Annotated in this window: 24 protein-coding genes and 1 pseudogene; 14 read left to right on the top strand and 11 right to left on the bottom strand. The window is 67.4% G+C overall.

The features are described from left to right. Nucleotides 1-375 precede the first annotated feature (375 nt). The 3 genes from AC07FN_RS13745 (at nt 376) to AC07FN_RS13755 (ending at nt 3,688) form a co-directional block, all read left to right on the top strand. On the top strand, nt 376-483 hold the full coding sequence (locus AC07FN_RS13745) for a hypothetical protein (RefSeq protein ID WP_478396013.1): 108 nt from the start codon (nt 376-378) through the stop codon (nt 481-483). 278 nt (nt 484-761) lie between these two features. Then, nucleotides 762-2,078 (top strand): MFS transporter, encoded by a 1,317-nt coding sequence (locus AC07FN_RS13750; protein WP_478395920.1) that lies wholly within the window; start codon nt 762-764, stop codon nt 2,076-2,078. 812 nt (nt 2,079-2,890) lie between these two features. Next, nucleotides 2,891-3,688 carry an SMP-30/gluconolactonase/LRE family protein gene (locus AC07FN_RS13755; RefSeq protein ID WP_478396014.1) on the top strand — a complete coding sequence of 266 codons (798 nt, stop codon included), beginning with the start codon at nt 2,891-2,893 and terminating at the stop codon, nt 3,686-3,688. Nucleotides 3,689-4,019: 331 nt separating this feature from the next. Here AC07FN_RS13755 and AC07FN_RS13760 read toward each other — a convergent pair whose 3' ends face one another. Together AC07FN_RS13760 and AC07FN_RS13765 are read right to left on the bottom strand one after the other, a co-directional pair. After that, the gene (locus AC07FN_RS13760) at nt 4,020-4,355 is read right to left on the bottom strand and encodes an aldose epimerase family protein (protein ID WP_478395921.1); all 336 of its coding nucleotides are present in this window, start codon (nt 4,353-4,355) and stop codon (nt 4,020-4,022) included. A gap of 40 nt (nt 4,356-4,395) precedes the next feature. Continuing rightward, nucleotides 4,396-4,626: a hypothetical protein gene (locus AC07FN_RS13765; protein ID WP_478395922.1), complete on the bottom strand. Its 231-nt coding sequence runs from the start codon at nt 4,624-4,626 to the stop codon at nt 4,396-4,398. A gap of 60 nt (nt 4,627-4,686) precedes the next feature. On the opposite strand from AC07FN_RS13765, the gene AC07FN_RS13770 reads away from it, so the two are divergent. Together AC07FN_RS13770 and AC07FN_RS13775 are read left to right on the top strand one after the other, a co-directional pair. After that, nucleotides 4,687-5,442, top strand: coding sequence for an SDR family NAD(P)-dependent oxidoreductase (locus AC07FN_RS13770; RefSeq protein WP_478395923.1), 756 nt, complete (start codon nt 4,687-4,689; stop codon nt 5,440-5,442). Beyond that, on the top strand, nt 5,435-5,776 hold the full coding sequence (locus tag AC07FN_RS13775; protein ID WP_478395924.1) for a nuclear transport factor 2 family protein: 342 nt from the start codon (nt 5,435-5,437) through the stop codon (nt 5,774-5,776). Before AC07FN_RS13770 ends, AC07FN_RS13775 begins: the two co-directional genes overlap by 8 nt. A gap of 57 nt (nt 5,777-5,833) precedes the next feature. Here the strand turns inward: AC07FN_RS13775 and AC07FN_RS13780 are convergent, their stop codons facing one another. Further along, on the bottom strand, nt 5,834-6,010 hold the full coding sequence (locus AC07FN_RS13780) for a hypothetical protein (protein ID WP_478395925.1): 177 nt from the start codon (nt 6,008-6,010) through the stop codon (nt 5,834-5,836). 261 nt (nt 6,011-6,271) lie between these two features. On the opposite strand from AC07FN_RS13780, the gene AC07FN_RS13785 reads away from it, so the two are divergent. Together AC07FN_RS13785 and AC07FN_RS13790 are read left to right on the top strand one after the other, a co-directional pair. Beyond that, nucleotides 6,272-6,940, top strand: coding sequence for a GntR family transcriptional regulator (locus tag AC07FN_RS13785; protein WP_478395926.1), 669 nt, complete (start codon nt 6,272-6,274; stop codon nt 6,938-6,940). A 152-nt stretch (nt 6,941-7,092) separates the two neighbouring features. After that, entirely contained in the window at nt 7,093-7,215 is a 123-nt protein-coding gene (locus AC07FN_RS13790; RefSeq protein WP_478395927.1) for a hypothetical protein, read from the top strand. Nucleotides 7,216-7,228: 13 nt separating this feature from the next. On the opposite strand, the gene AC07FN_RS13795 is transcribed toward AC07FN_RS13790, so the two are convergent. The 3 genes and pseudogenes from AC07FN_RS13795 to AC07FN_RS13805 all read right to left on the bottom strand — a co-directional run. Continuing rightward, on the bottom strand, nt 7,229-7,840 hold the full coding sequence (locus AC07FN_RS13795; RefSeq protein WP_478395928.1) for a recombinase family protein: 612 nt from the start codon (nt 7,838-7,840) through the stop codon (nt 7,229-7,231). Between the two features lie 106 nt (nt 7,841-7,946). Next, nucleotides 7,947-8,540, bottom strand: a complete 594-nt coding sequence (locus AC07FN_RS13800; protein WP_478395929.1) for an IS630 family transposase — start codon at nt 8,538-8,540, stop codon at nt 7,947-7,949. Nucleotides 8,541-8,586: 46 nt separating this feature from the next. Further along, nucleotides 8,587-8,748 (bottom strand): annotated as a pseudogene (locus AC07FN_RS13805) (winged helix-turn-helix domain-containing protein); the annotation flags it as partial. Between the two features lie 192 nt (nt 8,749-8,940). On the opposite strand from AC07FN_RS13805, the gene AC07FN_RS13810 reads away from it, so the two are divergent. The 5 genes from AC07FN_RS13810 (at nt 8,941) to AC07FN_RS13830 (ending at nt 14,355) form a co-directional block, all read left to right on the top strand. Further along, nucleotides 8,941-10,278 (top strand): MFS transporter, encoded by a 1,338-nt coding sequence (locus AC07FN_RS13810; RefSeq protein ID WP_478395930.1) that lies wholly within the window; start codon nt 8,941-8,943, stop codon nt 10,276-10,278. A 162-nt stretch (nt 10,279-10,440) separates the two neighbouring features. After that, nucleotides 10,441-11,667, top strand: coding sequence for a hypothetical protein (locus AC07FN_RS13815; protein ID WP_478395931.1), 1,227 nt, complete (start codon nt 10,441-10,443; stop codon nt 11,665-11,667). A 35-nt stretch (nt 11,668-11,702) separates the two neighbouring features. After that, entirely contained in the window at nt 11,703-12,461 is a 759-nt protein-coding gene (locus AC07FN_RS13820; RefSeq protein ID WP_478395932.1) for an SDR family NAD(P)-dependent oxidoreductase, read from the top strand. Further along, nucleotides 12,458-13,540 carry an enolase C-terminal domain-like protein gene (locus AC07FN_RS13825; RefSeq protein ID WP_478395933.1) on the top strand — a complete coding sequence of 361 codons (1,083 nt, stop codon included), beginning with the start codon at nt 12,458-12,460 and terminating at the stop codon, nt 13,538-13,540. The genes AC07FN_RS13820 and AC07FN_RS13825 overlap by 4 nt, the downstream gene beginning before the upstream one ends. Next, nucleotides 13,537-14,355 carry an SDR family NAD(P)-dependent oxidoreductase gene (locus AC07FN_RS13830; protein WP_478395934.1) on the top strand — a complete coding sequence of 273 codons (819 nt, stop codon included), beginning with the start codon at nt 13,537-13,539 and terminating at the stop codon, nt 14,353-14,355. Before AC07FN_RS13825 ends, AC07FN_RS13830 begins: the two co-directional genes overlap by 4 nt. Here AC07FN_RS13830 and AC07FN_RS13835 read toward each other — a convergent pair. Beyond that, nucleotides 14,258-15,139 (bottom strand): SDR family NAD(P)-dependent oxidoreductase, encoded by an 882-nt coding sequence (locus AC07FN_RS13835; RefSeq protein WP_478395935.1) that lies wholly within the window; start codon nt 15,137-15,139, stop codon nt 14,258-14,260. The two genes, AC07FN_RS13830 and AC07FN_RS13835, sit on opposite strands and share 98 nt — an antisense overlap. 56 nt (nt 15,140-15,195) lie before the next feature. Here AC07FN_RS13835 and AC07FN_RS13840 point away from each other — a divergent pair, with 56 nt between their 5' ends. Together AC07FN_RS13840 and AC07FN_RS13845 are read left to right on the top strand one after the other, a co-directional pair. Then, nucleotides 15,196-16,173 (top strand): C-terminal binding protein, encoded by a 978-nt coding sequence (locus AC07FN_RS13840; RefSeq protein ID WP_478395936.1) that lies wholly within the window; start codon nt 15,196-15,198, stop codon nt 16,171-16,173. Nucleotides 16,174-16,193: 20 nt separating this feature from the next. Next, complete coding sequence (locus AC07FN_RS13845; protein ID WP_478395937.1) at nt 16,194-17,051, top strand: fumarylacetoacetate hydrolase family protein; 858 nt, start codon at nt 16,194-16,196, stop codon at nt 17,049-17,051. Here the strand turns inward: AC07FN_RS13845 and AC07FN_RS13850 are convergent. The 4 genes from AC07FN_RS13850 to AC07FN_RS13865 form a co-directional block, all read right to left on the bottom strand. Then, nucleotides 16,964-17,620, bottom strand: a complete 657-nt coding sequence (locus AC07FN_RS13850; RefSeq protein WP_478395938.1) for an IclR family transcriptional regulator — start codon at nt 17,618-17,620, stop codon at nt 16,964-16,966. The genes AC07FN_RS13845 and AC07FN_RS13850 overlap by 88 nt on opposite strands. A gap of 141 nt (nt 17,621-17,761) precedes the next feature. Next, nucleotides 17,762-18,514 (bottom strand): integrase core domain-containing protein, encoded by a 753-nt coding sequence (locus tag AC07FN_RS13855; protein ID WP_478395939.1) that lies wholly within the window; start codon nt 18,512-18,514, stop codon nt 17,762-17,764. Nucleotides 18,515-18,922: 408 nt separating this feature from the next. Beyond that, the gene (locus tag AC07FN_RS13860; protein WP_478395940.1) at nt 18,923-19,195 is read right to left on the bottom strand and encodes a helix-turn-helix domain-containing protein; all 273 of its coding nucleotides are present in this window, start codon (nt 19,193-19,195) and stop codon (nt 18,923-18,925) included. Between the two features lie 396 nt (nt 19,196-19,591). After that, entirely contained in the window at nt 19,592-20,998 is a 1,407-nt protein-coding gene (locus AC07FN_RS13865) for an MFS transporter (protein ID WP_478395941.1), read from the bottom strand. Between the last annotated feature and the right edge of the window lie 22 nt (nt 20,999-21,020).

Below are 21,020 nucleotides of genomic sequence, written 5' to 3' on the forward strand. Positions count from 1 at the left end.
CCGCACCCGCAGCACAGGTCATACCTGCAGGCATCGGCACAGTCTGCGTGAGCCGGGGCCGGGCATTCGTCGACGCGCGCTGCCAAATGCCTTTGGTCGACGATCCCTGTACGTGGGCCCGTGACGTACGACGCTCAAGCCGATCGAGACCACGCAGCCCCGAGGGCCCCAACTTCACCGTCGACGACCACGAGGTGCGCTCGCAGGCTGGAACACGCGGGTCGGTTCAACAATGCAAGGGGTGGCCCTGCACCAGATCGCGTTCGTCGACCGACCGGTGCTCTACCGGGCTCCATCGCCGACTCATCCCCAGTGCGGCTCTGGCGGAACTAATTCGACTGCGGCGAGTACACGTTCGCCCGCTACACCAATCCGCTGGAGCGTGGCTGCGACTGCCTCGGCGAGATCCACTACTTCAATGCCACGGTCGCCGACGACCTCGGCCGGCCGCGAACCATCCGCAAACGCGATCTGCATGCATGAGGACGACAACGGGTCCTGTGGAGGAAGCACAGCGCCCTGTTCACCGGCCCGAACGAGCCCTGCCGCCAGCAGTGTCTGGTGATCTCGTTCTTCACCGCGAAAGATGGCATCCCGATTACCAGGGTGGTTGGCATCCTTGACGATCTCAATTTAGCTAGATACTATAGCAAAATCGCTGGACGGCGCTTCTTCCGGCCACGGTTGGAGGAGGTGGGCGCGAGGCATCGTGGGTACACCCGCGATCCGGCACGCCAAATCACTCACCGAAGAGGAGTGTCGTGACTTCGCAACTACCCGAATCTGCTGCAGGCCTGAGTCCGGCCCCGAAGCCGGCTGGTATCGACACCGCTAACTCCGATGACGCCAGCGGTACCCTCAGCCCGCCCGCCCGTGGCGTCCTGCTGCCATCGCTGGGGATCACTTGGTTGGTTCTTTTTTCCGCCTACTCTGGACTTACGGCGATTTTGCTGCCGAACCAGCTCACTGCGATTGACTCCGCGAATAAGGTTGAAAACTTCGCCATCGTCACAACGGTGGCATCGATCAGCGCAATGTTCGCGCAGCCGGTCATTGGTGCGTTCAGTGACCGGACGCGTTCTCGGTTGGGGCGCCGCGCTCCGTGGATGATGACGGGCGCCGCAGCAGCGGCCGTTTTCCTCGCGGGAATCGGTGGGCTGGAGTCAATCGTAGGGATCACCGTTTTTTGGACAGTAATCCTGGTCTCCCTCAACGCCTTGCAGGGGCCACTGAGTGCCATCACGCCTGACCGTTTTCCGCGCGGCCGTCGCGGTGTTGCATCGGCAATGGTTGGCTTGGGAACCAAAGCGGGAGGTGTCTTGGGTGTTTTCCTTGCGGCGAGGCTTGCTGCACATTACGGTGTTGCGTACTCGGTTTTTGGGGGCGCGGTTCTGCTCGTGACACTTTTGTTTGTCATGCTGAATCGTGATAACTCAAGCAAGGATGTGGAATTTCCGCGTTTTAGCTGGGCGGGATTCGCCCGTGGCTTCTACGTTAGCCCGCGCCGTTACCCGGATTTCGCACTTGCTTTCGGTGCCCGATTCCTCTTTATTCTTGGCTACTGGCTAATTCTTGTCTATCAGCTGTTCATTCTCACTGACTACATCGGGATGGCGCTTGGAGACGCGAACACACAGGCTGCGATCCTCAGTATGGCTTCGATGGTGCCCGCGTTTGTCTCGGTCCCCCTTGCGGGATGGCTGAGTGACAGATTCGGCCGCCGCAAGCCTTTCATTTATGTGGCATCAGTCCTGATGATGGCCGGGATGGCTATGCCACTCTTCATGTCAAACCTTACAGGCATGATTTTGATGTCAGTTCTAAACGGATTCGGATACGGGCTCTACATGTCCTGTGACACCGCCCTGATGACCGAGGTTCTACCGGCCGGTGGTGCATTGGCCGGAAAAGATCTTGGCATCCTCAACATGGCGACCAATATTCCGCAGGCGCTGAGCGCCACGGTTGCCGCGCTATTGATCGGCGTATTCGGCGGATATGTGGCGATGTTCATCTTTGCGATCGCATGCATTGCGGTTGCTGGAATCGCGATCATGCCGATTAAGAGTGTGCGCTAGCTCATCGACGAATTTCACACAGTGCGGCCCCATGGGGACAAAGAAAAGAATTATATTGTCATGTCGAATCTCCGAACCATTCGGGTAGGGATCGTAGGACTCGGTCGCGGACTGACTTTTCTCGAGCAGCTGTGCGGCGAATAGATACCGCGGGTATGATCGTCGTGACGATGGACAACGATGCACTCGTCAAACTGCTGCAGTACGACTTGAGAGGTGGCGGACACTGGGTTCGCATCCATGGGAACCATGGTTCCCATGGGGAACCTTCGGGCTGGCCACGTCGGCAGTGTTCGTGTCTGGCGGGAGCTTCGAAAAGGATGACGGCGTGCCCCAGGAGACTATTTAACGGCCGGATTTCCCTGAGTATCACGACGAAGCCTCCCGTACCTCGCGCGCGGGTGTGGACTTCTTCATGAACCTGCGCTCTGCGCAGGCTGTGCGCAGCGCAACGCGGCCGTACTTCGACGTCTATTGTGGCGTGGCGATGGGAATGGTCGGGATTCTTGCGTATCGTTCCGAGCTTGAGAACTCGGCCAGTATTGAGATCCGCGATCTCCATGATGAGGAAGTCCGCCGCCGCTATGAGAACGACCAATGGACCGCGACCCGGAGCGGAAGGCGCCCGGTAAACCGATGCCGAGTGTGGTTGGGCACGTCGAGCCCACCCCGGAGGGGAAGGCGTTCGCCGAGGAGGTCTGGGCCGATAAGGACGAGCTGTTGTACGGCGGTAAGGTCTACGGTTGGTGAAGGTGACTTGGGTTCTGGCTGAGAACGTCACGGGGCCGCTGGCGCACCACGCGGAGGGGCCGGTGTGGTCGGCAAGTTGGAACGGCTTGCGCTACGTCGACCTCGAAGCCGGCGCCCTCCTCACGATCCGCGGTGACAGGGTCGACCGACTTGAGGTCGGCCATTCTGTCGCCGCGTTCGTCCGGCCGCGGTCGTCGGGCGGTTATGTCGTCGCTGTGAATCGCGGTCTCGCTCTCGCCGATTCCGCGGACGCTCCGCCGTCTCGTGCAGTCGAGTTGTGGTCGGACCCGACGGTTCGCATGAACGACGGCACAACCGATCCGTCCGGCCGCCTGCTTGCTGGAGGGATGGCCTACGACGCCAGGCCGGGGGCTGCTGATGTCTACCTCGTGGACGGCGACCTCTCATGGCGGCGAGTCGTTTGCGGGGTAGCGGTGTCCAACGGCGTCGCGTTCTCTCCGGACGGGCGCCGCTGCTACTACACCGACACCATGACCCGCCGGATCGACGTTTTCGACGTCGTTGACGGCGAACTGACGGGGAGGCGGCCGTTCGTGGAGATCCGGTCTGACCTTGGTCTCCCGGACGGGATGACGGTGTCGGAGGACGGGTCAGTGTGGGTCGCGTTGTGGGGTGGTTCGGCCGTACACGGCTACGCAACCTCGGGTGAGCTGCACACGGTGGTCGAGCTTCCCGTCCGCCAGGTGAGTGCATGCACGTTCGGCGGCGATGATCTCGAAGTCCTTTACGTAACAACGTCGCGCCAAGGACTTGACGAGGGTGCGGAGCCAGACGCGGGATCGGTGTTCCGAGCGGTGACGGGACACCGGGGGCTGCCCGTCGTGCCGTTCGCCGGATAACGCCCGCACCACATAGGGGAAGGGTCCCTTGCTCGAGAGGCCCTTCCTCTACGTCAACCCCCACCCCAGTATCGGAGGCCCCACCGAGTGGCCCAGCGCTCGCCAGGGTCAAGCATCCGCGGCCCCCTGCCGGAGTTGAATGCGTTGGCCGGCGCGGCCATCGGTTCGATAGCGACGGCGAGCTCGCCCGGCGGTTTGGTAGGGAACCGCGAGATGAAGACTTGGACGTAGCCGAAGCTCTCGTCAGTCCAGAGGTCACCGAGCGACCATCTGGTGCCGCAAGGGTGTGCCCGTGGTCCGGCGTAATGCGGCCCCAGCTAGTAAGAACGGGTTATCCATCCTGAGGAAAGATCGTCGCGGCCACGGTGATCGCATCCGCAGTCTGCGCAACGGCTCGATACAGCGTGAACCGCAGCAGGCCGTGGAAGGCGTTGCCTCGGTCCGGCTCGGTAAGTGGCAGCTGATACGTCTCACCGTGGAGCGAACAACGCCCATCTCGCACCCGGTTTGGCCACGGCACGAGCACCATGCCGGCGCACAACGGGGCGGCGGAGCTCACCGGGAACGATTCGACCAGGTCGACTCCGCCGACGCTCAGCAGGCGAAGACCGGCGCCGACTTCGGTCGCGACGGCCTGGACGGCGCCATCACGGCATGGCAGAGGCAAGCTGAACTACTGCCCAGTCGGTGCGTGCATGTCTGCGGCCCTATCCCTCTGCAACGACGTGTTGCCGCTGCATGTCGAGACCGTCAATCAGCAACTCCATCCCATCCCCGGGCCGCAGAAATGGGGTGTGGCTAGAGTGCGCGAGGCCTGCCGCGGTCCCCGTGTTCGTGTTGATGACATAGCCCGGCTCGAGAATCATGTGCTGGCGCGTGCGGCCGAGAGCATTGCCCGGTAGGTCACGGTCGGTGATCAGAACAGTCTCCACAGACATGGATAGATGCTATAGTATCTAGCAGGAAATGTCATACGATATAGCCCTAGGACGCTGCTCATGCGCAAACGACGTGCACTGATAACCGGGGGAAGCTCCGGGATAGGCGCAGCCACCGCGGTGGCCCTTGCTGAGGATGGATACGACGTCTGGATCACCTATAGCTCTGGTGCCGCCCGGGGTGAGATGACCGCGGATCGCTGCCGCGAGTTGGGGACGGGCGCACTGGTGTCGCAGCTCGACTTGCGCTCGCCCGACTCGATCGCAGCGCTCGTTGCTGAAGTCGACGACCGGTGGGGTGGGCTCGACGTGCTCGTCAACAACGGTGGCGTGTGCCCTTATATCGGCTACGAGGACATCGACCCGGACGGTTGGGATGCCGTCATGGAAACAAACGCTCGCGGGACTTTCCTGCTCACTCGTGCCTCGCTACCGATGCTTCGCCGAGGGCGGCAGCCCGGGGAGGACCGCAGCATCGTCAACCTGACCTCCATCGCCGGGCAAGTCGGGGCGCTCAAGACCGGCATGCACTACGCGGCGAGCAAGGCCGCCATCCTCGCGATCACGCGGAGTTTCGCGCGGCTGCTGGCACCTGAGCGTATCCGGGTCAATGCCGTGAGCCCCGGCCCCGTGACTAGCGCGATCACTGACCAGCTCACGGCGGAGAACCGGATGTCGCTTGAGGGTTCTGTCCCGCTCGGGCGGTTCGGGACGCCAGAGGAGGTCGCCTGGGTCGTCGCGGGTCTCGCGTCCGCCCGCGCGGGATTCGTCACCGGTGCCACGTACGACGTGAATGGGGGCGTCCGCATTGACTGACCGGATTCGCTCCTCGATCGAGACCGTCCAGGCCCAGGTTGACGCGTTCAACGCCCATGACCTGGATGCCTTTCTGGCCTGCTACACGCGCGATGCGCGCGTGAGCGGGGTGACGCTGGCACCCCTCGCTGGGTACGAATCTCTGCGTGCGTTCTATACGCCCCGCATGCGCGACGTGAGCCTTCACTGTGGTGTGGAAAGCGTCGTGTCGTTCGGGGACCGGTGGGTCGTTGTCCGTGAGCTCGTCTCCTCCGCCGCGGGGGCGAGCGAGACGATCGCGACGTTCGACGTCGTGGACGGTCTGATCGCTAGAGCCTCGATGCTCAAGGCGTAGCGAAGGTGCCGACGGCGCGGGCGGGGCCAGCTCCGCCCGCGCACCGTCGAACAGGACTTAACCGATCGGCGATCCGTATCGGCGGTGCAGCTCCACATCGAGGGCGGGTGAGCCGAATGCGGCACTCCACGCGCCGGCGGCCGCGATCGATTGGCTGCTGATGTAGCTCGAATCTGGGGAGAGTAGGAAGGCGACCGCAGACGCGATCTCCTCCGGTTGCGCGATTCGGCGCATTGGTGGGGCCTTCGGCGAGGGCGCCAGCGTCGGCAGTTCCGATGCTCGTTGTCAATCCGCACTTCTTGTTACTATAGCATGTAGCAGAAAATTCGGTCTCAGGCGACGCCTGTATTGAATTACATATCATATAGCAGTTGGCGGTTTTGGTCGTGTTCGGCGATGCAGCTACCCGCACGTCAAGTCTTGCGGGGCATGCGGTGGAATGCGTGCCCCAGGATCATGATCGCGACTGTGGCGGGCACGAGGAGGAAGAAGCGGATGGCGCTGCGGAACTTGTCGGAGCAGAACATCTCGACGAAGGTGGCCGACGAGCTGCGGGAGGCGATTCAGAGTGGCGAGTTCGAGCCCGGCGAACGCCTCGTCGAGAGGAAGCTCGCCGAGCGGATGGGCGTGAGCCACATCCCGGTGCGTGAGGCGCTTGCCATCCTCACCGAGGAACGGCTCGTAGAGCGGCAGCCGCGGCGCGGAGCACGCGTCGCCGCCTTGACCGAGAAGGAGATCCAAGAGATCACGAGCCTGCGCATCGTGCTGGAGCAGTTCGTGGGGATCCGAGTGCAGGAACGATGGACCCCCAAGGCAGAGTCGCGCCTGCGTAAGATCGTTGATGCCATGGCGAAGGCTGCCGATGGCAACGCGATGTTCACCCTCGACCGCCAGTTCCATGATCTCATGTGGCAGCTGAGCGATCATGGGCTACTTGTCGAGGTGACCGCCACGCTTCGCAGCCGGGTCAATGGGTTTCTCCGCATCGCGAACAACCTCTTGGAAGCGGAGCAGCTGCGTGAGCACGCCCTTTCTCACGCTCAGATCGTCGATGCGCTGGCGAGCAACGATCCGGACAGGATCAGGGCAGCCGTCGCCGAGCACATCACGGCAGCGGCAGTTCGCATCGGTGCTGTCGCAGAAGAGGTGAAGCCGGCCTCCTGAGTAGGTCTCCTCCGCGAATGCACGATCCACTCATGAGGGGGCAGTGGCACTCGTCCAGCTGATCGCCGACCATCACCACGCCGAGGCGATGCTGGTGCTCGCGTCGACGGTCGCTTCGACCAAGCGGGGCGGCATCGGGTGCGCTGCAAGATGTGCCGGACAACGCCGCGTTGTTCGCGCCGCTGACGACGCTCAGCGAGACGGTGCTCGGTCCGGACCGCTTCGCCGAACTGGTTGGGGTGCCGTTAACGAACGGCGAACCAGGTGACAGGTAGCTGAGCGTGATGCTCAGGCCGTCGTCTCGATGATGTTGTCCTCGGCGACGATGCGGTAGACGGTGGCGACCGAGGGGTGCTCGCCCTTGTTCTTGCCCGAGGGGATGACGAGCTTGCGGGCGATCTCGGGGATGGGCACGCTCTGGCCGTGCAGGGCGCGGGCGTAGGCAGCCATGTCGTCGTCGACGACCTTGGGCCGTCTGCCGTGCCGGCCGCGCTCACGTGCGGAGGCTTGGCCTTCGAGGGACTTCTCCCGGATGTACTCGCGCTCGGACTCCGCCATGCCGGCGAAGAACGCGAACAGGGCGGCGCCGTGCCCGGACGGGTCGTAGACGCCCTGGAGCGGTCCGGTGAGGAGTTCGAGTTCGATGTCATGGTGGCTCAGGTCCTCGGCGATGGCGAGGAGTTCGGCCGCGCCGCGGCCCAGACGCTTCATCTCGTGGACGGTGAAGATCACCCGCTGGTGAGGGGCGGCCGTCTTGATCGTCCGGGCGAAGTCCATGGCCTTGGTGAACTCGGGCCGGACCTTGATGCGGGTGCTGATCTTCTCGGAGAAGACCGGATCACACTCGGCCTCGGCGAGGCGTCGAGCTGGCTCTGGAGCTCTTGCTGGGCGGTGCTGCACCTCGCGTACCCGACCCTCGTGGGCTTCGTGGCGGCCGTCGACACCGCGGCGTCGACGGCGGGGTCCATCTCCCACGCGCGGTCGGGGCCGCGGTCGGCGGGCGTCTTCACCTCCAGCTCGACGCGGAGCTGTGGCATGCCGCAGGACCTATCGCGAGGGGCATTGTGCAAAAGCGGTCGGGCAGCTTCTGGAGGCGGTGGAGGACGGGACGGACCGCGTGCTCCAACTCGGCAGGGGTTCTCGGGGCCGCGCTGGTGGAAGGGGCGCATTTGAGGTAGGTATTGAGGATTTCGTCCGGGTTGAGCTCGGGGCTGTATCCGGGCAGGAAGTGCATTTCGATCGCCTCGGCGCGCTCGGCGATCCACCGCTGGACGGTCTTGCCGCGATGGACGCCGTGTCCGTCGACGATCAGATGGAGCTTGCGGTCCAGATGCCGGGGCAGCCGGTCCAGAAACGGCAGGAACACGCCGGCGTTGAACGACCCGGTGTAGACGGTGAAGTACAACTCATCCCTGTTACCGATCGCGCGCATGGCGTTCACGCTGAACCGCTTGCCCACCACCGGCGTCTGGCTCGTCGGAGCTCCGGTGCGGCCCACGGCGGCGTCCGAGCGGATCCCGGTCTGGCCGAGCCACAGGATCAGCGCGCCCTCGCGGTGGGCGCGGGCGGCGATGGCCGGATAGTCCTCTCTTCCAGCCATCTGCGTACCGCTTCCGGGTCCTGCTCGTAGGCCCTGCGGCCCTTCGTATCGGCTTCTGCGGCGACATACCCCAGCCGCGCAGGTAGTTGCCGACAGTCGTCAGCTCAACACGATGCCGTGTCGCCCCCCGGATCAGCTCGGCCACGGCCTTGCGGGACCACGCCACCCTGACAAGCCTGAACGCGTCCGGGATGTGCCCGGCCGCCACATACCGCAACGTGCGCTGCCGCCGGGCAGCCAACGCTTTCTGCTTGCCGGCCTTACGACCCCGCCGACGCGAGGCAAGACCGGCGGCAGCGGGTCGTCCGCGAGGTAAGGAGGGTGGACAATCCCGTAAATTTGCTAGATACTATAGCAATGCATCTGTGACGAAGGAGTTGCCATGGCATCGACGCGGAACATGGCTTCCGCCGCGCGCTCGGCCGAGGAGATCGGCTCGAGCGCCATGATGAAGGCGATCTGGCGCTTGGGTCCCTTCCTGGGGCTCCTCTATCTCGTCGCGTACATCGACCGCAACAACGCGGGCTTCGCGAAGCTCGAGATGACCCAGGCGCTCCAGATCACGGAGGCCGCCTTCGGCTTCGCTGCCGGGATCTTCTTCATCGGTTACCTGCTGTTCGAGATCCCGAGCAACCTCCTCCTGGAGAGGTACGGGGCGCGCAAATGGATCGCGCGCATCATGATCTCGTGGGGGATTGTGGCGATCCTCACGGCCTTCGTGCAGGACGCCACACAGTTCGCGATCGCCCGCTTCGTCCTCGGAATCGCAGAGGCGGGCTTCTTCCCAGGGGTCCTCCTTTACCTGACGCTGTGGTTCCCGCGTCAGTACCGGACGCAGGTCCTCGCGATGTTCGCCCTCTCCAATCCCGTCGCGAACGCCGTGGCAGCCCCGCTGTCGGGATGGATCATGGACCTCCACGGGCTGTGGGGGCTCGCCGGATGGCAGCTCGTCTTCGTCCTCGAGGGCGTCCCCGCCGTGCTGCTCGCGTTCGTCGTGTTCTTCTGGCTTCCCGACCGCCCGCAGGACGCCCGCTGGCTCGCTCCCGAGGAGCAGGCGTGGATCACCGACACCATCGCCAAGGAGACTGCGGCCACTGAGAAGCGCCACGGACGCCTGCGCCTCCGGGAGGTCTTCAGCAACGGCCGCCTGTGGACGCTCATCGTCCTCTTCTTCGGCGTCGTCTTCGGGGCGTATGGGCTCGGACTCTGGCTGCCGACCATCGTCAGCAGCATGGGCGACTTCTCGAACGCGACCACCGGCTGGCTCGTCGCGCTGCCGAACCTCTGCGCGGCGCTGCTCATGCTGCCGTGGGAGCGGGCGGCGCGCCGTCAGGGCAACATCCCGCTGCAGATCGGCATCACGCTCTCGATCACGGCGCTCGCTCTCGTCGCGGCCGTCGCCGCGCAGGGTGTTCCCGCGCTCGCTCTCGTCGCCCTCTGCATCGGTGTGTCGGCGCTGTTCTCGACCACTCCGCTGTTCTGGAGCCTGCCGCCCATGGTCCTCACGGGAACCGCGGCCGCGGCGGGGCTCGCGTTCATCAACTCGGTGGGCAGCCTCGCGGGCTTCGCAGGTCCCTATGCGATCGGCTGGATCAGCGAGAGCACGGGATCGGCGACGTGGGGTCTTCTGCTCGTCGCGGGACTCACGGTGCTCGGAGCGGTCGTCGGCTTCGTCCTCAGCCGCCGCCCCGCGTTCACGATCCCCGCGCCCATCGAGTCGTCATCCGGCCGCGACTGACGGAAGGATCGGATCATGGTCTCGCTCCATGCACGCATCCCTCTCCCCGCGGCGGACCTCTCCGCCGCGGTCGCACGCCGCATCGTCGATCCGCCCGTCGGCATCCGCGCTCGCAACTGGGGGCCCGCCGACTGGAACGTCGCGGAGGGTCAGCATCGCAGCATGACGCTGACCGCGCTCGCCTTCCGCGGCGCGGATGAGCCCCTCGTGCTCATCGCGATCGACGCGACGTGGTGGCGCCGCGTCGACGACGAGTGGGCGCTGCGTAGCCGCGTCCTCGCGGCAACGGGCCTCGCACCAGGGCGACTCGTCATCGCGCTGTCGCACACGCACGCGGGCGCCGTGATGTGCGCGGCGGACGCGCACGAGGAGGGCGGCGACCTCATCCCCGGCTATCTCGACGCGCTCGCCGTCGCCGCCTCGGATGCGGCGACGGAGGCGCTCGCCGCACTGCGCCCCACTCGCCTGGAATGGGCAACGGGCCGCTGCGCACTCGCGGGGAACCGCGAGCTCGACGTCGACGGGCGGGCGCTCGTCGGCTACACGCCGCACCTCGCGGCGGACGACACCGTGCACGTCGGGCGGATCGCGGATGCCGAGGGAGCGATCATCGGCACGATCGTCAACTACGCGTGCCATCCGACCAGCCTCAGCTGGCAGAACCGGCTCCTCTCGCCTGACTACGTGGGTGCCATGCGCGACCTCGTCGAGGAGGCGACAGGGGCACCGTGTGCGTTCGTGCAGGGAGCGTCCGGCGAGCTGGCGCCCCGCGAGCAATACACGGGCGATCTCGCCGTGGCCGACCGGCACGGCGAGGCGCTCGGTCACGCGGTGCTCTCGGCGCTCGCGACGCTGCCGCCCCCACGCTCGTCGCTCGAACTGACGGGCATCGTCGAGTCCGGCGCGCCCCTGGCCATGTGGGAGGCGACGCCGGTCGCGGCCGATGAGACGGTCAGGGCCGTGACCGGGTCTGTGACGCTCGACCTCGTAGATCTGCCGTCGATCGAGGACTTCGAACGGCAGTGGGCCGGCATCGACCCGCGCAGCCGGGAGGAGCGCCTTGCCCGCGCCCGCAACCTGCGCGACGGCTACATCGCGGGGCCGACCGTCGAGCACCCGGTCTGGGTGTGGCGGCTCGGCGGAGCCGTGTTCGTCGGTCACCCAGGCGAGGCGTACTCGCGCTTCCAGATGACCCTGCGCGAGCGGTTCCCCGATCACGCGGTCGTCGTCGGCAACCTCTGCAACGGCCCCGGATTTGTGTACCTGCCGAGCGACGACGCCTACGAACGCGGGGCCTACCAGGCGTGGCAGACGCCGCTCGCGGCCGGATCGCTCGCGCGGCTGGAGGAACACGCGACCGCGCTCGTGCGGAGCGTGATCGAAGGATGACACCAGGGGAACGAGAACGAGGAGGCATGCACGTGATGGATGAACGACCCGTCGCCGTCGTCACAGGAGGCGCCGCAGGGATCGGCTGGGAGATCGGGCAGCGGCTGGCCGCGGACGGCTACCGGGTCGTCGCGGCCGATCGCGTCGCGGGCCTCACGGAGGGGGAGAACCCCGCCGGGATCCTCTGGCGCGAGCTCGACGTAACCGACCATGGCGCCGTCGATCGCGTCTTCTGCGAGATCGAGGCGGACGCCGGCCCGATCGAGGTCCTCGTCAACAACGCCGGAATCCAGCGGCACCGCGGACTGCAGGATCTCACGTGGGAGGAATGGTCGGCGGTCGTCGACGTCAACCTCCACGGCGTCTTTTCCTGCTTGCAGGCGGCAGGGAGACGGATGCTCGCGCGTGGCGGCGGGCGGATCGTCAACATCTCGTCGATCTCGTCCCGCGGCTCGGCCGGGCGAGCCCCCTATGCGACGACGAAGGCGGCCGTCATCGGCCTCACCGCGACGGCAGGCGCCGAATGGGCGGCCCGCGGCGTGCGCGTCAACGCCGTCGCCCCGGGCTACGTCGACACGGGAGTGTTCCGGCAGGGCGTCGAGGCCGGGACGCTCGACCTCGACACGATCCTCGCGCGCATCCCGGCCAGGCGCCTCGCCGACGCCTCCGAGATCGCGGCCGCGGTCGGCTTCCTCGTGTCGTCGGAGGCCCGCTATATGAACGGGCAGACCCTCTACGTCGACGGAGGGTTCATGGTCGACTACGGCATCCCGCTCGCGAAGAAGCCCGAATGACCGCCATCGAGCGCGTCGACAGCGCGACCGCCGTTCTCCCGCTGCCCGCGCCGCTCCAGCTCGGAGCGATGACGGTCACCCGGCGCGAATACAGCGCCGTGCGCGTCGCCGACGCCGACGGCGTCACCGGGGTCGCGTACTGCCTGTCCCGTGAGGCTCCCATGACCGAGATCGTCGACCGGCTCGTTGCTGCGCACGCCCTCGGCGCCGACGCCGACGACCCGGAGGCGGCGTGGGAGCGCATGCTGCGGGGCAGCGCCATCGTCGGCCGCGTGGGGCTCGTACGGCGGGCCATCGGACTCGTCGACATCGCGCTGTGGGACATCGCGGCGCGTCGTGCGGCAATGCCGCTGTGGCGGATGCTCGGCACGGGCGACGGCCCGCGCGACGCCATGCTCGTCGCGGCGTACCCGACCCCCGGCCGGTCGCCGCGCGAGGTGGCCGACGAGGTCCTCGTCCAGGCGCCCGGCTGGACTCTCGTGAAGATCTCCCGCGTGGCCGATCCCGCCTACATGCGCGAACTCATCGCCCTCCTCACGGCGGAGCTCCCCGACGGGACGGGCCTCGTCGTCGACGTCGGCTTCGGGTGGCGCGACGCCGACGCGGCCCTCGCCGAGATCGCACAGTGGGGGGATCCCCGGCTCGCGTGGCTGGAGGACCCGCTGCTCCCCGAGGACGCGACCGGCTGCGCGCGCATCCGCCGCGAGAGCGGACTCCCCGTGTCGGTGGGGGACGAGGTCACCGACCCGGCTGTGCTCCGCGCACTCGTCGATGGAGGCGCCGTCGACGTGCTCCGGCTCGACGTCGTGGCCATCGGCGGCATCACGCCCGCCCGCGAGATGATCGGGTGGGCGGGCGAGCGCGACATCCCCGTCTCGGGGCACGTCTACCCCGAGGTGACCGCACATCTCGGCATCGGCGTCGAGACCTTCGCACGAGGGAGGAACCCGTACGACCCTGCGCCATCGTTCATCGTCGGCGGCCCCGAGTTCGCCGGAGGCGTGCGGCCGCCTGGTGGTCCTGGGGTGGGGTTCGGGCTGGATCCCGCGGTCTTCGAATTCGAGGGAGGATGCCGATGACGGGACAGGACCCGGCAGGAGAGCGGGAACGCCGCCGCAGCGCGGTCGTCACCGGCAGCCGCAAGGGCATCGGCAGAGCGATCGCGGAGCGGCTCACGCGCGACGGATGGATCGTCGTCGGTCTCGAGCGCACGCACGGGTCAGAGTCGGTCGAGGCGGGAATCTGCGCGGAGGTCGTGGAGGGAGACTCCTCCGATCGCTCCGCGCACGAGCGCGCGGCCGCCGCGGCGATCGCCCGCGCGCCGATGGCCGGCTGGGTGAACAACGCGGGGATCACGCGCAGGACGCCCCTTCATGCGCTCGACGAGGCGGCCGTGCGTGAGATCGTCGACATCAACGGCCTCGGATACATGTGGGGGTGCGCGACGGCGGTGTCGTCCTTCCTGGATCAGGGCGTGTCGGGCGCGATCGTGAACGTCGGCTCGATCCACGGGCGCGCCGCGCACCCCGACCACGCGGCGTACGAGTTCACCAAGGGCGGGATCGATGCGCTCTCCCGCAGCGTTGCGGCGACGTACGGCGGCCTCGGCATCCGCGCGAACACCGTCGCTCCGGGAGGGGTGCGCACGCCTCATCTCGAGGCGCAGATCGCCGCGTCTCCGGATCCGCACGCGGCCGAGCGGGCGCTCGCCGAGGGGCCGCCCATGGGGCGCATCGCCCGAGCCGAGGAGGTCGCCGCCGTGGCCGCCTTCCTCCTCTCGGACGAGGCGCCGTATCTCACCGGCCAGTCGATCGCGGTGGACGGAGGATGGACGTCGTCGTTCGGAGACGTCTCCGTCGCTCGTGGGCTCCGGGAGCGGTTCGGCCGCGCGTAGGGCGCGGCGCTACGGCATCGGGCCTCGGACGCCTCGGACGGGGCTCCGCGAAGCGTCCGCGGCCTGACCGGTCAGGCCTTGAAATTCGACGCGCGGGAGACGGGCCCGTCGACGACGTCGAAGGTCGCGATCGTCGAGGGGAATGGATCCCTCGAGGGCCGCGTGGGCGTCCTCGGTGAGCTGGTTCGTGATGGCCTGGCGACCGGCCCCGGTGTGACGGCGTTGACCCGGATGCCCTCGGAGGCGAGGTGCCGGGCGAAGCTGCGGGTGGGGCCAGGAGCGCGCCCTTGCTCGCCGCGTAGTGCATGCCCGTCTGCAGTGCACCGACCTGGCCGGCGCTCGACGAGATGTTGACGACGGATCGGTCGCCGTCGGCGGCGCGCAGCAGCGGCAGCGCCGTGCGCGTGAGGAGGAATGTGCCGCGCACGTTGGTCTCCATGACTCCGTCCCACTCCTCGATCCCGATCTCGGGATAGGGCGTGTACGGGCAGACGCCGCCATTGTTCACGAGGACGTGCAGCGACCCCCAGGCGTCGTCGACCTCGGCGACGAGCGTCGTGATCGAAGCCGGGGCGCGCAGATCGAGATGCGAGACATGGGCCTTCGGTGCTCCGGCCGCCCGGCATTCGGCCGCGATCCGGGCGGCTTCGGCCTCGCGGCCGGCGTACGTGATCCACACGCCGATGCCTTCACGGGCGAGTTCGAGGGCGGCGGCGGTTCCGATTCCGGAACTGGCCCCGGTGACGAGCGCGGCGAACAGCCACACGGAAACGCTATGGCACATGAGGTTGAACGGGAATTGTTTGATCGACTGTTGCTAGATAATATAGCATTTGGAGCATGGCTGAGCCCTTCATTCTCGTCACCGACTGCGACCTGCCCGGCGATGCGGCCGAGCAGACCCTGCGAGGCGCGGGACTGCGCACCGAACGTGCGCCCGATACGGACGCGGACACCCTCGCCGCTCTGGGAGCCGAGGCGGAGGGGCTCATCGTGCAGTGGCGCAGGATTGACGGGGCGCTCATGGACCGCATGCCGTGTCTGCGGATCATCAGCCGCCTCGGCATCGGCTACGACATGATCGACGTGGTTGCCGCGACCGAGCGGGGGATCGTGGTGGCGAACACTCCGAGCTACTGCGTCGAGGAGGTCGCCTCCCACACGATCGCGATGATCATGGCGCAGTGCCGCGGCCTGCCCGCCTACGATCGCGCCGTCCGGGCCGGCCAGTGGCTGGCCGTCGCCGCGCAGCCCATGGCGGTGCGTCCTTCCCGTGCGACCGTCTCCGTGCTCGGCTTCGGCCGCACCGGCTCGCTCGTGGCGCGCGGCTGCCGGGCCCTCGGCTTCCGCGTGCTCGTGGCCGACCCGTACGCGCCGGACGAGGCGATCCGCGCCGCCGACTGCGTGCCGGTGTCGGTGGAGGAGGCCATCGCGGCGGCTGATGTCCTCACGCTCCACGTGCCGCTCACCGATGAGACGTGGCACCTCCTCGACGCCGCCGCGATCGCGACGATGAAGCCGGGCTCGATTGTCGTGAACACGTGCCGCGGGCCGCTGATCGACGAGTCCGCGCTCGTCGAGGCGCTCGAAGCGGGCCGGATCGGCGCCGCCGCCCTCGACGTCTTCGCGGTGGAACCGCTCCCTGCCGATACGACGCTGCGGCAGGCCCCGAACGTCCTGCTCGCCCCTCACGCCGCGTGGTATTCGCCGCAGGCGCTGGAGGATCTGCCGGTGCACGCCGCCCGCAACATCGTCGACTTCCTCGCGGGCGAGAACGTCCCCGCGATCGTCAACCCCGAAGCCGCATCGGCGCGCTGAGCCGGGCGGGAGGAGAACTCATGGAACTCATGCGACTCGGAGAGCCAGGCGAGGAGCGCCCCTTTGTGCGCGACGACCACGGAGTCGTGCGCGACCTCGCCCCGATCACCGGCGACATCGACGGCGCCTTCCTCGCTGCCGACGGGATCGCGCGCGTGCGTGCGGCCCTGGGACGGGGCGAGCTGGACGCGGCGGACGTCGACGGGCTGCGCGTCGGAGCGCCGATCGCGCGCCCGGCCGCGGTGATCTGCATCGGCCAGAACTACGCGGCGCACGCCGCAGAGTCGGGGTCGGAGCCGCCCGCACACCCCGTCGTCTTCTTCAAGCACCCCAACACGATCGTCGGCCCGGACGACGTCGTGCTCCTGCCGCCCGGCGCGGAGAAGGTTGACTGGGAGGTGGAGCTCGCCGTCGTCATCGGCAAGCCCGCCGGGTACCTCGCGTCCGTGGACGCGGCCCGCGGCGTGATTGCCGGATTCGCCGTCTCGAACGATGTCTCGGAGCGCGAGTACCAGCTCGACCTCTCCGGCGGGCAGTGGTCGAAGGGCAAGTGCGCGGAGACGTTCAACCCGCTCGGCCCCGTGCTCGTCCCCGCCGACGAGATCGACCCGCAGAGACTCCGTCTGCGCTCCTTCGTCAACGGCGAGCCGCGCCAGGACTCCACGACCGCGGACATGATCTTCCCCGTGCTTGAGATTGTCCGCGAGCTCAGTCAGTACATGGTCTTGGAACCGGGCGATGTCGTGAACACTGGCACACCGGAGGGGGTCGCGCTCTCGGGGCGCTTCCCCTACCTCCGCGACGGCGACGAGATGAGGATCGAGATCGACGGACTGGGCACGCAGCGGCAGCGTACCGTTCGGGCAAGCCTCTCTTGACACCTCAGCGAGTCGCCGGGGGATTCCGGCCGCACGCCGTGCAGCTGTGCGCGTCGCCACGACCGTTCGATGTCCGGGCGCATCGGCCACCTCCCGTGAAGTGTCGTCAGGCCACCAACGGCCCGAGTTGCCGGCCGTGTTGCTGCAGCATCGTGAGCAGGTCGGCGTGGAGTTCGCCGTGCTGGTGCGTTGGTGAACGAGCGCAGGTCGCGTACCAGCGCACGCCAGTCGGGCTGTTCGGCGAGCAACAGCTTGCCCACCGCCGACGCGTACGGGTACTGGGCCAGCAGGGCTTCCTCGGCCGGCGGGTGGTCCGGGTCGACGTCGACGAGCAGCACGCGGCCGCTGGTGTAGGAGGCGAGGTGCACACCCCAGCGCAACTGCTGGCGCACGAGGTTGACCACCGCGCGGGCGGCGGCGCAGGGCCTGGGCGTGAGCGGAAGCGACAGGCGTCGCGCCCGGCGGCCGAGCGCGAACCCCCGCAGGTCCGGCAGCCGCGCCAGGTACTCCTCGCCGACGAGGAGGTTGAGTAGCCGGTAGGTCGTCGCGGGCGGCATCTTCAGGGCCACGGAGATCTCCTTGGCCGTCACACCCGGCCCGCCGCGACGACCTCCTCCAGGACCGCGAGCGCGTTGCGCACGGCCTTGGGCTGTCTGCCGGACAAAGGCGCGGGATCGACCACGGCTCACTACCGTGTGGGGCTCGAATATTCATCCTTGCTGTTCAAGCGGCGTATCGGTACTCGTTGGTGACGCCGCCGAGGATGCGGGTGCGTAGGACGTGGCGGGTGCGCGATTCCTGTACCGGGGGCGGTTGCTCCTGGGCTTCGGGTGGGAGCTGGTTCCGGCCTGGTGGGGGCGGTGCCTGTTGTAGTGCCGCCGGTACTCGGCAAGAACGCGGCGCGCGTGGGCCTCACCGAGGATGAGGACGTGGTCGAGGACTTCTCGACGGAGGCTGCCGATCACTCTCTCGCAGTGCGCATTCGCTCGCGGCGCTCGCACCGGCGTCTTGATGATCTCGATTTCCTCCGCTTGAAACACCGCGTCGAAGGCGTCGGTGTACTTGCTGTCGCGGTCTCGGATGAGGAAGCGCAGTGAGTCCATGTGTGTGCCGAGGTTGGCGGCGATGTTGCGTGCTTGCTGAGTAGCCCGGGTGGCGGTCGGGTGTGCGGTGACGCCGGTGATGTGCAGGCGCCGCGTGCGGTGTTCTAGGAAGGCCGGGGCGTACAGGCGTTGTGGGCCGATGGTGTCGATGCTTGAGAAGTCGCAGGCGATCATGTCGGTGGCTTGTGCGGACAGGAATTCGCGCCAGGTCGGGTCACTGCGGTGCGGGGCCGGATCGATGTCGGTTGCGTGCAGGGTTTCCCCGACGGTGGAGGTGGTGGTCGGGTGTCCAAGCCGGGCCGGTTCATCCTGAATCCGGTGGTGTCCCCATCCGCTGTTTTCGCGGGCGAGACGTAGCACGAGCTTCTTGATGGCCGGCTTCGTGGGCGGTCGTCCAGGTCGGCGCCGATCGGAATGGTCCCACCCGTCGGGCCACCAGCTTGCGGTGCCAGGCCGTCAGAGTGCTCGGCGTGGCTGGGAAGACCTGCGCCCAGCGGCGGAGGGGGATCAGCGAGGACAGGGCGGAAGGCCACAGCCGGTCGGCGGGTTCGTACCGCAGGGGTGCTTGGAGTTGGCGTCGGAGCACCGCATTCTCGTGCCGTAGGACGAGCAGTTCGGCGTCCTTCGTGGTGTCCCGGCGCAGTAGTACTGCGGGAACGGAGAGCAGTCGTCGGGTGACCTTGTACAGCAGCGACACGATCACCCGAGCATGGTCGCAGATCTACTTCTGGAGCTGGGGCTCGTTTCGAATAAACGAGCCCCACAGAATCAGACGCGATCGGCGCGGCCGGCGGGCCCGCTTCCGGGCGCGTGCGCCAGGTCGTCGTCGTAGACGCCCCGGTCGTGCGAGAGGGTGTTGCGGCGCAGCTCACGGCCGACCGTGGACGGCGCGCGTCCCGGGCGAGCTGCGATCGCCCGAACGCCCAGACCCTGACCGTGCAAAGTGGCGATGCCCTGTCGCTCCAGCAACGACAGGTACCTGTTCGACCAGGCGTCCTCGGCCAGTAGTGCGGGCGGAGCCCGCCGTTCTCCGCCCGCCACCGGTAGCCGGTCTTGCGGCCGATTCCCAAACACACGACACGCCTCGACGGTCCCCGCCCCGGAAGCCAGCAACAGCCAATACTCCGACTCCAGATCCAACCTGCGCTTAGGTCCACGCCTCGCCATCAACACGCCCTTCATGATCAGGTGTGTTGCGACAAGCACTCGAACCCAGGCGGAACCAAGAGGTCAGTATTCAGCCGGAAGCGACACAAGTCAGCGCCTGTGTTGACACCTCTTGACGCTCTTCGCCACCACCTCACGCTAGAGGCTCGCCGACGGCGCCGAACGGGAGGCGGGTTCGGTGTTCTCCGTGGATATGCGGCACACCGGGTTGCGGACCAGAGGCTTCGAGGGTCAGCCGCTCGGTGCCTGGGTCGTTGGAAAGCCGCCGGTTCAGACCTTCTCACCCGGTCGATTCTGCGCCGGAAGCAAGAACGAAGCGGCGAAGGCGAGGCAGGTGATCACGACCGCGGCGGCGAAGGCAGCGGTGTATCCCGCCGTTGAGGAGCTCCCGGCGGGGCTGCCGACGGTGACCATCGGCGCTAGCAAGGCGACCCCGAGGGAGGCGCCGACGTTGAAGGCGGCCGAGTTCAGGCCGGGCAGCACGCCCTGGTTGTCCTTGGCGGCGAGCACTACGCCGAGGCCGGCGAGCATGATGTTGGTCGTGCCGGCGTAGGTGATCCCGAGCAGGACAGCGCAGGCCATGAGCACTAACGGGGAGGTGTGCACCAGGTACATCAGCACCACGGTGACCGTCCCGCCGAGCAGGCCGATGCGGAGCATGAGCCGGTATCCCAGTCGCGGGGCCAGCCGGCCCACGAACGGTGCCACCAGCCAGCCCACCAGTGCGTACGGCGTCAGGTACAGCAGGGAGGTGGTGCTGGCGTTCATTCCGAACCCGGCGTCCGGATTCTGGGCGAGGGCTGGGACGACGAAGTTGATGGCTGCGAACACACCGGCCAGGGTCAGCGTGGTGGTCAGCAGCAGACCCCACGTGCCGCGGTCGCGCATCTGGTCGAGAGGGACCAGGGGCATCGCGGTGCGTCGCTCCACGACGGCGAAGATCGCGAAACACACCGTTGCGGCGCCGATGATCGACAGCGTCCGCGGCGAGAGCCAGCCGTGGGTTCCGCCGTCGGAGACGCCCACCGTGAGCAATCCGATGGCGGCGCACAGCCAGCCGACTCCCCACCAGTCCATCCTCGCCTCCGGCGACGGACGGCTGTCCTGCAGCCAGACCCAGACCAGCCCGGAGCAGACCAGCGCGACGATCAGCATCGCGACGAAGACGCCGCGATAGCCCATGCGGTCGACGATCACGCCGCCTAGGATCGCGTCGACTCCCGAGACGCCTCCGTTCACCCCTGTGATGATGCCCATGTACAGCCCGTACCGCTCCGGCGGCACGGCGTCGCGCATGATGATCAGCGCGAGCGGGACCAGCACGCCGCTGATCCCCTGCAGCCCGCGGGCGACGTAGAGCCAGGGCATCGAGGGGGCCAGCAGCGCGAGCACGGTGCCCGCGATCGTCACCAGGAGCACGCCGAGCACCAGCGGCCGCCGGCCGATGATGTCGGAGAGCCTCGGGAGGAACAGGCCGAAGAGTGCGGCCGCCATGAAGAAGACGGTGGCCTGCGTGCCCACTTCCGCCGCCGTGGCGTTCAGCCGGGTCTGCATGTCGCCCACCGCCGGGTTGAGCATCGTGGCGGCGAGCTGGAAGGTGATGGTGGCGGCGAGCATCGCAGCCAGCAGTTTGCCCACCCGCACAGGAGTCGGCGTGGAGGTCGGTACGTTCGTCATTGAACGTTCTCTCTCGTGGGGG

Source organism: Saccharopolyspora sp. NPDC045941, assembly GCF_056431445.1.

Coding starts and splice junctions, on each gene's coding strand:
- AC07FN_RS13765 (WP_478395922.1), bottom strand. CDS start 4,626: ATGTCTGTGGAGACTGTTCTGATCACCGACCGTGACCTACCGGGCAAT.
- AC07FN_RS13770 (WP_478395923.1), top strand. CDS start 4,687: ATGCGCAAACGACGTGCACTGATAACCGGGGGAAGCTCCGGGATAGGC.
- AC07FN_RS13780 (WP_478395925.1), bottom strand. CDS start 6,010: ATGCGCCGAATCGCGCAACCGGAGGAGATCGCGTCTGCGGTCGCCTTC.
- AC07FN_RS13785 (WP_478395926.1), top strand. CDS start 6,272: ATGGCGCTGCGGAACTTGTCGGAGCAGAACATCTCGACGAAGGTGGCC.
- AC07FN_RS13800 (WP_478395929.1), bottom strand. CDS start 8,540: ATGGCTGGAAGAGAGGACTATCCGGCCATCGCCGCCCGCGCCCACCGC.
- AC07FN_RS13810 (WP_478395930.1), top strand. CDS start 8,941: ATGGCTTCCGCCGCGCGCTCGGCCGAGGAGATCGGCTCGAGCGCCATG.
- AC07FN_RS13815 (WP_478395931.1), top strand. CDS start 10,441: ATGACGCTGACCGCGCTCGCCTTCCGCGGCGCGGATGAGCCCCTCGTG.
- AC07FN_RS13820 (WP_478395932.1), top strand. CDS start 11,703: ATGGATGAACGACCCGTCGCCGTCGTCACAGGAGGCGCCGCAGGGATC.
- AC07FN_RS13825 (WP_478395933.1), top strand. CDS start 12,458: ATGACCGCCATCGAGCGCGTCGACAGCGCGACCGCCGTTCTCCCGCTG.
- AC07FN_RS13830 (WP_478395934.1), top strand. CDS start 13,537: ATGACGGGACAGGACCCGGCAGGAGAGCGGGAACGCCGCCGCAGCGCG.
- AC07FN_RS13835 (WP_478395935.1), bottom strand. CDS start 15,139: ATGTGCCATAGCGTTTCCGTGTGGCTGTTCGCCGCGCTCGTCACCGGG.
- AC07FN_RS13840 (WP_478395936.1), top strand. CDS start 15,196: ATGGCTGAGCCCTTCATTCTCGTCACCGACTGCGACCTGCCCGGCGAT.
- AC07FN_RS13845 (WP_478395937.1), top strand. CDS start 16,194: ATGGAACTCATGCGACTCGGAGAGCCAGGCGAGGAGCGCCCCTTTGTG.
- AC07FN_RS13865 (WP_478395941.1), bottom strand. CDS start 20,998: ATGACGAACGTACCGACCTCCACGCCGACTCCTGTGCGGGTGGGCAAA.